Genomic DNA, 13,326 nt, shown 5'->3' on the forward strand with positions numbered 1-13,326 from the left:
CGACGAAATCGACGCAATAGGCACGCGGCTCGCCCGACCGTCGGGAAATCACAACGACCAGTACTGGCAGGTTGTGGTCACGGATTTCCTGACGCTCCTATCAAGTCTCGGCGAGGGCGTCGTCGTGGTCGGTGCCACGAACTATCCTGACTGGATTGACTCGGCGATATTGCGCGCCGGAAGGATTGACGATCACTTCACTCTTTCTCTGCCCAATAGGGTGACGAGGGCTCAGATCCTCAGCCATCATGCAGGTGGGGCACTACCGTTCGAATCCTTGCTTGATATTGCCGAGGACCTCGAGGGGAAGCCTGGTGCGGATATCGAACGGTTGGTTCGCAAAGCTCGCACGGCCGCTAGGAATGACAACCGAGAGCTGGAACTGCGCGACCTAGAGGCCCAACTTCCGGAGAAACTGCTATACACTCCGGAGCAGTTGCTCAGGCTCGCTGCGCACGAAGCTGGCCATGCCCTCGTTGCGCTCGCTCTTGGTCACGCGACTGCTGCGACGATCGAGATCAAGTATACTTTCGATCCGAATGCAGATGGGTTTGTTGGAGGACTCACAACATACGAGCTGGTACCGGACTATTTTCCAACGGAAACGAGCCTGTTGAAAAGGATTGCCGCATCTTTGGCGGGAATGGCTGCCGAGTTTGTCGTGTTCGGCGATCGATCTGTGGGATCAGGTGGCTCGATGGGCAGTGATGTCGAGAGGGCGACCGCCATCGCAAGGCGCATGATAGGAAGCTATGGACTTGGCAGGTCTCCGATTTTCATGGGGACCGTTAAGGACCTCGGCGACAAACCACTTCCTGAAAGCATGGAATCTGAAGTCTCGCTACTCCTCGAGGAACAATGGAAGCGAGTGCTTGCCATGCTGACGGAGGAGCGCGAACGAATCCTAACCTTGGCAGCCGATGTCGTGACCTATGGCACTGTGAAGATTGAGCGGAGCGGTTTGGCGGAGGCGGCTTAACGCAAGTGGGCGGCCGCGCTGACGCGATTGGGGCGGGCGGCGCGCCATTGATTGTAATCCGCACTGCGACGATGAACTCGTGGTGGAGTTGGAGCGCTACCATGTCGAAGGCCTCGCAGGACGATGACGGCAAGGCTGAGAGGTCGAACCCTTTCGGCAGATCGGAGCACAGGAGCGAAAGGTTTATTGGCCCGCCGCCGAAAGCAGGACTCGCGCCGGGTCAGCTCGAACGCAAAATCGTAGGTCAAGGCAAACGCAGAGAAACCCTCAGGAAATGGAAGAAAGATCAGGAGTAGCTCAATCCATTTCGGCGGCCGGCGCGGCGGCCTATTGCGCGTCAGATAGACTGGTGTGCCTGGGCGCCTGGGATTCACGAAAAGTAGCTCGAATGCTCGACAGGACTCATCTCGTCGACGCAGCGCTGGCATAATCGTTTCGCCGAGGCGAGGCGGTTTCAATCCATGATGAACCGACGACGCCGTGTTGAGCTGCCGCGGACCTGCCGTGGGCAACATCCAACTATCCGCTAGACCTGAACTCGTTAAGGACGAGGATGCCGATCAGGTGATCGGGGGGATTGGCGGAGGGCTGAAACGACGACTAGGCGACGGCGCCGACCCACTACGAAGGATCGACACTGGCGCAGCCGCCTCGGTGTTGGTGGCAAATTGCTCAGAGGTCGCGCCTCCGCAGGCAATTACAAAGCGCTATCGGGTTTTGTCCACCGGGCTTCGTTCACGAGAGAAGATGTTCTTCCCAGAAATCGAGATCATCGGTTTCCATCGATATCCCCTCGGCCTGCTTGCTCTTCACGAACTCCTCGGCTTCCGGGCTCTCCAGGAACTCTTCCAACGCCTTCACGGCGATAGCCACCCGCTTCAGCTTGGCGCCCTTCCAGAGGAAATCATGTGGCACATCGGGGTCGGCCAGGTTGTACTGGATGGCGGATTCCATGTCCGCCTTTTGCTGCTGGTCTCGGGGGTCGATGGTGGCGGCCTTGCCGTAGAGATCCATCAACACATTGCTCCGATAGAACCAGATCGAAATCTTAGGCCGGGCCTTTGAAACGTTTTCGATGAGCTCATCGAAGCGGGCTTCGGCGTCGAAGCCGGACTTCTTCTGCATGATCGCCTTTACGGCAGCCGGATCCTTTGCCGCCTTGAGTTCTTCGATCGTTTCGTTCGCCGCCTGGTACTCTTCTTCGAGATTGGCGTACTGCTGCCGAAGTTCCTCCAACTCCTGCTTGATGGACTCGTGGTCTGCGGCGGTGACACTCGTCGGCTTGGCAATGTTCTTCAGGAGCCTGCCGAGGTCAGCTCTCCAAGCCGTGCGCTTCTTCTCCCAGTCGTGTTCGGAACGGGGCTCCAGGCCGATGCCCGTCGCCTTTATTTTCGCCCGCAGATCAATGAGTTTTGCGTGATCGTCGATCTTCCAGCCCTGCTTCAACCCGAGCGTACTGGCGATCACGTTGAACTGCACCGGAGGGACCACGATCGGAAGTGGGTTGAGCGAAATCGCCCATGCGGCTCCCACCTCCATCAGGCAGAACCAGCTCTCCATGTATTGGGGCGTCATGAGAAGAATGACTAGCTTTGGTTCCTGAATCTGATCCTTCATGTATTTGTTAAAGTCGTCACCAAGAGGGATTCCATGCCCATCCACGCTCGAGCAGAAAATGGCATTGGAGGGTACGCCAATTGCTTCCTTCAGGAACGTGACGAGCTTCTCAGCGAGAGCTTTGTCCACAACGGCGTGGCTGATGAAGATGTCTGCCATTTTCTACTCCGGGTATGTGGAATCCATCTATCCGCCACCTCTGCGATTCGACAAGGGATAGTCTGATGGGGGACCTTGGACTTCCCCGGCCAACGTCGCAGAGATTGGATATCGCGGTTGGACGCACGAGGGGGGCTGAGGCACGCTTCTGACAAGGGGCTGCGCGAAATCCAGGATAACGCCCTGTCTACGAGCTCGAGTAGTGACCGCCTAGAGCCGTCGTGTCAGAACGGCGCGTCTTCGTCATCTCCATGGTAATATTCTTCATGGGGAACAGAGTGGAACGTCGCGCCCTGCACCTTGTGCTCAGCAACGCTTCCGTACTTGAACCGCATGCGCGGCGCAACGCTCGGGGAACGGAAGCGGGGCAGGGACGAGACGAGACTGTCGAATGGCTCTCCGTAGGATGTCGTCTTTGCCTTGGTTTGAACAGGCATGGCCTCGATGGCGCAGGCGTCTCCGAGAATGACAATGTTCTTGCCTTCCGGGTGTTGTGCTGACTGATAGATGATCGCCTCGATACGGTGTTGGGAGCCGTTAACGTGAAAGTCGTGGTGGTTGAGCAGATACTCGGCGACCGCTTGAGTGGGAATGTAGTCCAGGTGCTCATCGTTCCGGGAGATCGGGCGTGCAATCTCGACCATGAAGCGCTGCATGAAACGCCACTGCGCTGTGCGCCTGATATGATCCTTGGAGAAGAGGTTTGGCTCCTTGAAGCGTCCTGAAAAGCGCGTCGTGTCGAGAACCCACAACGGTTCGATGATGTCGAACTGAGCCGACACGATCACGTCCCCCACAGTCGGACGCATCTCGGCGACGCAGGTCTCGAGGTCGAAGCCGGCGTAGAGCGCTCCAATGCCGGAAGGGTTCATTCGACCCGGACGACGAAGCCGCGAGGGCGGCGGACCCATGTTTGCGGGTACATCTTCCCGGATTTGCTTGCGAGCCTCCGGGTCGCCGACATTTCTCACACGGTATACGGTGGCCTGTTCCGATCCGGGCTGGATGGCGTACACCGGGTTGGCTCGCTGGAGGTCGCGCTGCAGGTGTATGCGGTCGAAAATCTTGAAGAGCAGCTCCTTGGCTTTCGAATTAAAGAAGCGCTGCCCGTGTACGATGCTTTGGCAGAACTCGTCCCATAGATAGCTGTGGCCGTTGAATGCGTCGTAGCTGCGTTGATACGCGACTTCGCTGGAATAGAATGGGTCCTCTCCGTCGGGTGGCCAGTAAGGATCGCCTTCGATCAACTGGTCGGCAATTGCCGAGACGACGCCGTCAAGATCAGCGCCGGTCAAACCGTACAGCACGCCCTGCAGGTCTTCTCCCTCTTGCTCGTCGTAGAACGAGTTGTAGCGGCCGAGGCCATAGTTGTTGCGGAAGACCTCATCGATGATCTGGGCGACAGCCTTGACAGGGATTCCCTTCAGGTTGGGATGGAACGTGCACCGATCGTCCGGAAAGGTGGGTCGGATCTCTATGAGGCGCTGCTGGAGCCCTTTGTTGGAGAAGCAGTGCGGACACAAAAGGGTCAAGGATGGACCTCATTCAGGATTGAAGAAATGGATGACCACGTTCAGTCGTGACCCGTGGCGGTGAAGATGCCGCTGGATGGCCATAGGTCGGATCGTCAAGTTCAGCTTCTTCGCGCCATTCTGCCCGGACGTGGCACGACCACGGCCGCGGCGATGCCCCTGATTTTCTCGAGGCCGGACTGAAGCTCGTGATGCTGTTCGGTATGCGCGGAATCGTCCCAGACGAATGCCACTATACGGTCGAATTCTGTCACGGCGCTCAGGTAGAGCGACGCGTCGGCCGCGACTTCGTCGATAACCTTGGCGAAGTCCGTCTGCGAACCGCCGCGCATGAACTTCACCTCGATGAGGGTGCGAAGCGATGGCACGGCGAGATCGACCCTTGGGCGCTTGTGCCCGACCGACGGGAGGTTTTCCTCGTCTTCGAGATCGGGGAAAATGGGAGCGAGTATTGTCCACAGCAGAGCCTGAACATGGTACTCGTTTTCGATATGCCACACGGCCACCTGAGATCGTGCCGTTCGCGGCTTTGCTTCGAAAGGCCAATGCTTCATCGCCCGGGGAACTCCGCGCAATGCGAGCAGCAGGTCCCCGAAGTCGGGCGAGGCGATCCTGATATGGGTGCTTCTTGCCATTACTGCGTCGAACGCGGCGATACGCACGGCCAGATGATCGAGTCCCAGCCTGGGGGCGGGGACACGGGAGGCGATTTCCCAAGCGTTCGCCGCCATGCTGTCCGTCGTGTCTCCAATGCCGCGTAGCGAAAGCGCGAAAGCCAGATCCTGAGGGCCGGAACTCGGGAGCGGGACGTCGAGCAGGTATCTCGCTGCGGAAACGAACCCCTGGTTCCAGAAATCGTCTTCCACCTCCGCCGCCGATCTCGCGAGAAGTTCGGCCAACCATTTTCGGTCATTCATGTCTCTGGCGGCAAACGAGATGCCGAGGAGGGCGACGCCGTCTATTTCGACGCGAAGGGGGCGGCCTGGACTGAAAAATCGCCTGCCCGAAAACTGGATCATCTCCGATTTCAGGCGGTTCTCCTGATCATCGGTCAGCGTGCCGCTAGCCTTCCCATAACCCAGCGCTGCTATCTGCTCCGGCAGCGTGTTTTGGGCTAGACCTTCGGCAGCGGTTCCCACTTCTGTGGCCAAGCGCGCAGCGTCACCGAGTATCCATCCGGCAAAAGCGCGCACATGGACGGCGGCGCCGCTGCTTTCCAGCCCGCGCTCAAGTTCCTGGCGTATGGTGCCGAGATCTATCATCGTTAGAGAAACCAAGGCTTATGGCCGATTGCTCCGAACGTCACCGCATCGGGATCCCAGTCCTTCACCGATGCCAATCCTGCCAGTCGTTGGGCAATGAGGTCGGAGTATCGGATGGTTATCGGGAACGGCTCGGGAGAAAGCATGCGCCATGAGTGGGCGGAGAAAGCGAACGCCTGTCGAGACAGATACGTCATGTCCTTGAAGGTCGACTTCGGATGGAGCTTGATCAAAGCGGGCCGGGGCATCCCGTCGGTTGTCTGCTTCAATTCCGAAGCTCCCGCAAACACGACGAGGGACTCATAGTCGCTGAGGCGGATGTGAAGCTGGCGGGCGGGGCCGAGAACACCCTTCCTGCCGCCGCGCGCGGGCAATCCTTTCTGGCTGTGGTCGAAGACAACAAACGGATGATCCGGCGCGATGTGAAGATATGCGGCCGTGACGTCCCCCAGACCGAGATCACCGGTAAGGGTGTCTATCGCCTCTACCTCCGAATCCTTGAAGGGCTTGAATGAGTGGAAGACCAGCCGGACCTTGTCTGTACTTCGCCAATTGTCGTCGGCTCGGACCGTCTCGATAGTGCGCTTGAGGGTTTTTCGAAGCTCCTCGGAATATTGTTCGTATGAGACGGCCGCGGTTCGGTCGCTGAGGAGGTAGCTGCCGTCGCTCGAGAATACCGTGGTGATGCCAACGTGACGTGTTTGGGGACCGAGACGGCTCTCGGAACTGGTACTCGAGCCCAATCCTATCACCAACTCATGCGCTACCGTCTGGCTTGCTGCGAGCAGCCATGGTGTTCCACCAAGCTTCGCATAGGTCGCCAGACTGAGATGGTTCATCGAGAAAACGAGTTCATTGTCCGGGAACGACATCGTTTCCAGTCTGACGCTTTGCACCGGGACGTTTCGCTTCAAGAAAATCGACTTCGTAGTGTAGTAGGGATTCGAGCCATCGGCCAGCGACTTGAACTCTTCCTCAATCTGAACGATCGCGAGATCCCATTCGAACCCTCCGTCCCGGGCGCGATCGAGCGCTTCGCGGCTTGCCTTCGCATACGCGTCGTCAGAGGTGCCGTCCGCAAGGAAGTAGTGAACCGTGGGCTTGTTGAAACGAAACCGCTTTACGAACCCGTCACCATATCGGGCGAAGCTCTTTCCTTGCTGCACGACCTTTGGCATGCCGTCTAGGAATTTTGCGACGAATTCATCCACTCGCCCTTCCAGCCGTGCCTGACACACGACGGCAATCTTCAAGCTTTTCGGCGAGAACACCTTTTCGTCGTATGGGCCGTGGGTCTTCAGTCCGCGCTCTGCCCAATCGTCCTTCCGGCTGCCGCTTGGATCAAACATCAGAGACGGCTTTTCGATCAATTCCTGCGAGGGAAACAACCTTCTATGCGAACCAAGAAGAGGGTGGATCACGAAGTGGGATTCCGGAGTCGCGGCGGGCTTCTTGTCCCTGATGTACTGAACGATCTCCGTGATGTGTCGCAACTTGCCCGGACCGGAGGCGAGCTCCTGTGAAGCTCGCTGGGATTTTTCCAGGACAAGTTCGGCCTCACGTCCAAGCATCTTCCGCACGCAGGCCTCGAAGGTCTCTGTGCGCGGCTCCAGGAAGGCCAGTTTTGTTGCCACCCGCTCAAAGCCGGGCTCATGGTCATCGAGGAAAAGCTCTTCGCCCTCGATGCCGCGGACGCGTCCTACGAGCTTCCGTTTAGGCATCGTCCGGGGATCAATCGAAGGGAGTTCGACTAGGACGTACTTGCCAACGACAGGCACACCTGCGTCGATGAGAATGTCGCACGATGCGGCGATGAACGACCTGGCGCGAACGTCGCATGCGATGCCATGAACCTTCCTTCCGTCAATGGATATGTGCCGCGTGTATATCTCCGTGACCGAGACGCGTTGCAGCCAGTTAGGAAGATTCGCATGCTCGATCAGCGGGACTCGGGCGCCAAGGAACTTCAAGGGATTGTGCGAAAGAATCGGACGCTTGCCCAGCAGTTGGATCAACGATTCCTGCAGCAGCATTGGCCAGTATTGTTGGTTACGCCTCAGATCGATGGTTTCCTGCACATTCCCGACTGGAGACCCGCCGGGAGCTATCGGAATATCGACCATGCTATCGGCGCCATCGCGCCTGAAGAGGTGAGTGCTTCGAAAGTCGGAACGCAGTTCGGCCAGCCGATCCTTGTCATAGTTCTGGCGCCCAACGAGGACCTCGCAGTCGCCATCTAAGGATATCGGTGCAAAGTTGATCGTAAGGGCCATTAATTCTGCCAGTAGAAAATAGATTCGCTTGAATCAATTGTATCGACGCAACGTATGCTCGCAATGGAAAGCGCGAAATAATCCCCTGACTTGATCGCTAGAACCCGATCGACTTAAAGGGCTGCGGATGTATCAAGACAACTGAAGATCCCGCCTTTTCACGAGGCTAAGGAACTGTTGTCAGGGATCTCCACATTGACACGCTCAAGGTGAAGGCAAGGAATTTCCACTAGGCAGGCGCTCAAAAGCTACTCGACCTGTGGTTTCCTGCTCCTGCAACTATCTATAACGGGGTAGCTGGCGGCGCTCGTACCTCGTCTTGGCCTGAACGCGGGTTACAAGAATCCCGTGGCTGCAGAATCGTCCGTGATCGCTTGCACTGCGGGCACTGACATACTTGGCCTCGAGACTCCTCAATCTTTGAGCCCAACTCAAACTTCTAATCCAGGTTCTTAGATTTGGTTGCGCAGCGGCCTGAACGAGTCGCGCAGCTCTGCCGTAAACAGCTCCGGCTGTTCCCAGGCGGCAAAATGCCCGCCCTTTTCCGGCCTGTTGTAGTGGATGAGCTTCGAATAGGCCTTTTCCGCCCAGCTCTGCGGCGCCTGGTAGATCTCATCCGGGAAGGCGCTGACGGCCACCGGGATCTTGATGCCGCGCGGATCGAAGAAACCGCCCGAGGGGAAATGCGCATTGTCCCAATAAAGCCGTGCCGAGGAGATCGCCGTGTTCGTCAGCCAGTAGAGCGTGACATTGTCGAGGATATCGTCAGGCGTGAGGCCCTCCTTCTCGCCGTCGAAGGAGCGGGCGATCATTCGGTAGCTTCTGATATCGTGGTCGAGCATCCAGGAGGCGAGGCCAACCGGTGAATCCACGATGCCGTAGAGCGTCTGCGGCCGGTTGTTCATCTCGATCGCGTAGCCGAGGCCGTTCTTGTAAAAATCGTCGAGCTGCTCGTAGGCGCGCTTTTCATCGGCCGAAAGATCTGCAGGGGCCGGGCTGCCGGCCGAAAGCGCCTTGGCGATATCGGCGGGCACGGTCGCTGCCATATTGGTGTGGATGCCGAGCAAGCCCGGAGGCTCCTGCACCGCCATCAGTTCGGAAACGGCATTGCCCCAGTCGCCGCCCTGGGCGACGTATTTCGTGTAACCAAGACGCTGCATCAGCACGGCCCAGGCCTTGGCGATGCGTGGCGGATTCCAGCCGGGCTGCTTTGGCTTGCCCGAAAAGCCATACCCCGGCAGCGAGGGGATGACGACATGGAAGGCATCGGCCTCGGTGCCGCCATAGGCGGTCGGATCGGTCAGCGGCTTGATGATCTTCATCTGCTCAATGATCGAACCCGGCCAGCCATGCGTGATGATAATGGGCAGCGCCTTTTCATGCTTGGACTTCACATGGATGAAATGAATGTCGAGACCGTCGATCTCGGTCATGAACTGCGGGAAGGAATTGAGCCGGGTCTCGACCATGCGCCAGTCATGGCCCTTCCAGTGCTTGGCGACTTTCTGGATCGTATCAAGCCGCACACCCTGCGTATCATCCGTCACCGTCTCGCGGTCCGGCCAGCGGGTCGCTGCAACACGACGTCGAAGATCCTTAAGCTGCTCGTCGGTGGCCGAAAACTTGAACGGTGTGATGTCGGGGGTTGTAGTCGAAGCGGCGAGTGTTCCTGGGAGCATACCCATCGCGCCTGCGGCTGCGGCGACGGCGAGAACTGTTCGACGTGTGACTTCGGGCTGTATACGGGGCATGGCATCCTCCTGCGTGTTTGCTAGGGTTGATGGGAGGAAGGTCACACTGAACAGGCGCGGGGACTATTGCACCATGGTATCGCCGACACTTTAGTATGTACAATGTTCTTCGTTGCGCCTCTGCAAGCCTCGCAATGTAACAAAGCACCTGAGACCTTTACGAAGGTACAACATCTCGGATGACGAGATTGCTTCGAGTACTCAAAAAATGACCGCGCCTTGACTGTGGGAAAGTGAGGTATGGAAGCAGACCTCTGGAAACCTTTCGACATCCTGCTTGGGTTAGTCTGAGCAACAGGGCCAGATGGCGTAACGACTTTCGTGAATCGCCGACCGCGAGTGCACTGGCATTGACGTCAAAGAGCTTCGGGAACGCGGCTGGACGGCGACAATTCATCCAGATGACATCAAGTGGGTCCGCGATAGTTGGCACGATGCGGTCGCCAGGGGTGGTTCCGCGGAGTTCGAGATGCGCCTTCGTCGGAACTCGATAACCGTCTGCCTTAATGTTCCAAACCAGGATTGGCAGCGTGTTCAAGAAATGTCCGGCATTATGGAGCAAACGCCCGGCACTTGCGCCATAGTGCCGGAATTGTGTGAAACTACTCTCCATGACCGAGACTGCGAGGGGACCGTCAGGTCACGAGGGAAGCGAGGCGAAGCGCATTCTGCAGCTCGTCATCACTGAACGGTTTGAACAGGCACCCCACCGCTCCGTCGCTTATCAGGCGCGCGCGCACCATCTCGTCAGCGAATGCGGTCACAAAAATGATCGGAAAGCGTAGATTTCTACGTCTAAGCTCGCGCTGCAATTCGGGACCCGTCATGCCCGGCATTGCCACGTCCAGGATGATGCCGTCACTGGTCTCCAGTGCCTGCGATCCGAGGAAGGCCTCCGCGGATGGAAATGCTTCCACCGACAGACCGAACGATCGGAGCAGGTCTGGGAGAGCTTCTCGTACAGACTCGTCGTCATCGATCACCGATACGAACTTTGATCGCTTTCTCATCGAACTGTCCCGGAGGGCGAGTGGGGCCTGTCTCGAACTTCAACGTCGCAAGATTCTCCGGCAACGTCATATGTCGGAATGGCAAACGCAACTGTTGCGCCATGGCTATTGTTCGCTTTCGCCCACAGCCGTCCATTGTGGTTTTCGACTATGGATCGACTGACAGATAGTCCGATGCCCATGCCATCGGGTTTCGTGGTATAGAAATCGTCGAAGATCCGTCCCATCTCCTGCGAGGCGAATCCGACTCCGTCGTCACTCACTGAAACTTGGACCTCACCTGTCGGGTCTGCTTGGGTGTTGATTATGATTTGCTTCGGCCTGTCGTTGATCCCAGCCAGAGCCTCGATGGCGTTTCGGAGCAGGTTCATGATCACCTGCTGGAGCTGGACACGGGCACCTGCGACGGGTGGCAGGTTATGGCCGAATTCTGTCGCGACTGACACGCGCGCCCGCTGGAGGTCGCTCAGTGCCAAGGCGATCACTTCGCTTGCGATCTCGTTCATGTCGATCGGCTCGATGATCGGAGGTTTTCTGCTGAACAGCGCCCGCAGCCTGACGATCACGTCCGCGGCCCGGTTGGCATCGCGGATCATACGGCGAGCCGTGTCTTTCGCGACCTCCATGTTGGGCGGTTCCGTAGCCAGGACGCGAAGACACGTGTTCGCATTGGTGACGATCCCGGCAAGAGGCTGATTGACCTCGTGGGCGATCGACGCCGTCAGCACGCCAAGGCTTGTAACGCGCGTGACATAGGCGAGCTCGGACCGAACCTGGTTGAGTGTCTCTTCTGCCCGTCGGCTTTCAGTTACGTCCTGCACTGCGCCAGTCAGTTCCTGCTCGCCGTCCTTGTTTCGCTCGCTGTGAGCCAGGACGCGAACGTGCTTCATCGACTTGTCGGGCATAACCAGCGTGATGTCGTAGTCGAAGTCACCACTTCCTTCGCGCGCGCGTTCGAGGACGCGCTGCACGCTTTCAAAGCTGTCGTGATCTAGGCGCGACAGAATGGTGCGCAGCGTCACTCTCGTGGAAGGATCGATACCGAAGATGCGATAAGTTTCCGCCGACCAGGTGACCTCGTCGGTGCCAAGCTTGAGCGAGAAGCTTCCTGTCTTGCTGAGCCGCTGTGCGTCGGCCAGAAAAGCTTCGCTTCTGCGGAGATTTTCCTCGGTACGTTTTCGATCGTCTATATCCGTCAGCAGGCCATACCAACGCACGATCTGACCGTCCGTGTTTCGCAATGGCAACCCGCGAAGCTGAAACCAGCGCCATGTTCCATCATGCCGGAGGAAGCGGGTCTCGTAGTCATAGGGTTCTCCGGTCGCGATGGCTCCCATGAAACTGTCGATGCAGATCTGGAGATCGTCGGGATGTGTGATCCCATTCGTCGCCCAGTTGTCGAGCTCCTCGATAGGGCGCTGGAAATAGTCGATTATCTGCTGGTTGCCGCCAATCAGTTTGGCGTCCGGCGAAAAGATCGCAATCATTCCCGCTATGCCGTCGATGACCAATCGCGATTCGCGTTCACGTTCCGCCAGCGCTTCTTCTGCCTGCTTCCGATCGTCGATGTCCATGTGAAGGGCGTACCACCGGATGATCTTGCCATCCTCCGACTTCAAGGGATGTCCGGTGACCTGGAACCAGCGATATGTTCCGTCGGCGCGCCGCAGACGCACCTCTCTATCATACGGAGATCCGGATGCGACAGCATCCGACACGGCTGCGATCATTCGGGGCATGTCGTCCGGATGCACAACATCCGTGTTGCCCCAATCGCGCAGCTCCTCGAGCTTGCGTCCGTAGTACCGCAACAGCGGTCCGTTGATCGCCTCGACCTTTCCATCTGGAGCCAGGACGGCGATCCCGGCCGGGATGCTCTCCAATACCAGTTGCGCTTCGCGCTCGCGCATGGCAAGCGCCAATTCAGCCTTTTTGCGGTCATCGATGTCGACGAGAAGATGAAACCAACGTAGAATATTTCCGTCGCGGTCCTTGAAGGGCAAGCCAAGCACATTGTGCCAGCGATAGACGCCGTCCGAACGGAGATGACGGCTTTCGACATTGTAGAAGGTCGCGGTCCTGTGCGCCTCGAGCTGATCGGCGATGGTATGCTGCAGGTCTTCGGGATGGACGACCTCGATCGCCTTCCAGTTCTTCAGTTCATCCAGCGTCATGCCGAAGTATTCGAGAGCAGGATTGTTCAATGCTTCAACGTCTCCAGTCGGTGTGGTGACCGCGACTGGAACAGGAATGCTATCCACGATGCGCTGAAAGTCCGTTTCGTGCTCGGTACGACTATCCGTGCTCGCAAGCTCACGTTCGTTGGCAAGACCATACCATTTCTGGACCTTGCTGTCTGTGAGCATGGGGTTGCACCGGACCCTCAGAAGGCGGCGCTCGCCGTCGGCCCGCAGGATTGGGATATCCATCTCGAATGGCTCATCCCGAGATAGCATCGATCGAAACCTATCGACGATCATCGACGCCTCCGCAGGTTCCCCGTGAACCGGCCATTCCCACGCGTTTGTCTCGGCCATCGGGACGCCGGAAAAATGGGCCAGGTCCTTATTCACAAAATCGATGCGTCCGTCCGGAAGAGCGCAGAACACCATCCCAGGCAGCGCGTCGAGAACCCGACCGAGTTCCGTCTGCATGCATGTCCTTTCAAGGGCTGACCTACCCTTTTCGTGCACTGTATGGTTTCCGCCACCTCTCGTACATTGTCCTATGGTGTCGGATGGGG

General features: G+C 57.9%; 10 protein-coding genes. 3 read left to right on the forward strand and 7 right to left on the reverse strand.

The window, feature by feature from the left end; all coding sequences use genetic code 11:
- Positions 1–16 precede the first annotated feature (16 nt).
- Positions 17–979, forward strand: coding sequence for an AAA family ATPase (locus tag ACZ9DP_RS22350; protein ID WP_476205449.1), 963 nt, complete (start codon positions 17–19; stop codon positions 977–979).
- A gap of 735 nt (positions 980–1,714) precedes the next feature.
- Here ACZ9DP_RS22350 and ACZ9DP_RS22355 read toward each other — a convergent pair.
- The 4 genes from ACZ9DP_RS22355 to ACZ9DP_RS22370 form a co-directional block, all read right to left on the reverse strand.
- Positions 1,715–2,755, reverse strand: a complete 1,041-nt coding sequence (locus ACZ9DP_RS22355; RefSeq protein WP_476203593.1) for a TIR domain-containing protein — start codon at positions 2,753–2,755, stop codon at positions 1,715–1,717.
- A gap of 224 nt (positions 2,756–2,979) precedes the next feature.
- Positions 2,980–4,287 (reverse strand): RES family NAD+ phosphorylase, encoded by a 1,308-nt coding sequence (locus tag ACZ9DP_RS22360; RefSeq protein WP_476203594.1) that lies wholly within the window; start codon positions 4,285–4,287, stop codon positions 2,980–2,982.
- A 101-nt stretch (positions 4,288–4,388) separates the two neighbouring features.
- Positions 4,389–5,549: a PD-(D/E)XK nuclease domain-containing protein gene (locus ACZ9DP_RS22365; RefSeq protein ID WP_476203595.1), complete on the reverse strand. Its 1,161-nt coding sequence runs from the start codon at positions 5,547–5,549 to the stop codon at positions 4,389–4,391.
- 2 nt (positions 5,550–5,551) lie between these two features.
- Positions 5,552–7,270, reverse strand: coding sequence for an argonaute/piwi family protein (locus ACZ9DP_RS22370; protein WP_476203596.1), 1,719 nt, complete (start codon positions 7,268–7,270; stop codon positions 5,552–5,554).
- 210 nt (positions 7,271–7,480) lie between these two features.
- Between ACZ9DP_RS22370 and ACZ9DP_RS22375 the strand changes: the two genes are divergently transcribed.
- Positions 7,481–7,789: a hypothetical protein gene (locus ACZ9DP_RS22375; protein WP_476203597.1), complete on the forward strand. Its 309-nt coding sequence runs from the start codon at positions 7,481–7,483 to the stop codon at positions 7,787–7,789.
- A 485-nt stretch (positions 7,790–8,274) separates the two neighbouring features.
- Here the strand turns inward: ACZ9DP_RS22375 and ACZ9DP_RS22380 are convergent, their stop codons facing one another.
- The gene (locus tag ACZ9DP_RS22380; protein ID WP_476203598.1) at positions 8,275–9,573 is read right to left on the reverse strand and encodes an epoxide hydrolase family protein; all 1,299 of its coding nucleotides are present in this window, start codon (positions 9,571–9,573) and stop codon (positions 8,275–8,277) included.
- A gap of 349 nt (positions 9,574–9,922) precedes the next feature.
- On the opposite strand from ACZ9DP_RS22380, the gene ACZ9DP_RS22385 reads away from it, so the two are divergent.
- A complete protein-coding gene (locus ACZ9DP_RS22385) occupies positions 9,923–10,261 on the forward strand; it encodes a PAS domain-containing protein (protein ID WP_476205450.1) in 339 nt (112 codons plus the stop codon).
- Here the strand turns inward: ACZ9DP_RS22385 and ACZ9DP_RS22390 are convergent.
- Entirely contained in the window at positions 10,209–10,583 is a 375-nt protein-coding gene (locus ACZ9DP_RS22390) for a response regulator (protein WP_168278198.1), read from the reverse strand. The genes ACZ9DP_RS22385 and ACZ9DP_RS22390 overlap by 53 nt on opposite strands.
- Positions 10,580–13,237: a PAS domain-containing sensor histidine kinase gene (locus ACZ9DP_RS22395; RefSeq protein ID WP_476203599.1), complete on the reverse strand. Its 2,658-nt coding sequence runs from the start codon at positions 13,235–13,237 to the stop codon at positions 10,580–10,582. Before ACZ9DP_RS22395 ends, ACZ9DP_RS22390 begins: the two co-directional genes overlap by 4 nt.
- Positions 13,238–13,326 lie beyond the last annotated feature (89 nt).

The sequence above is a fragment of the Rhizobium sp. USDA 4016 genome (assembly GCF_056279705.1).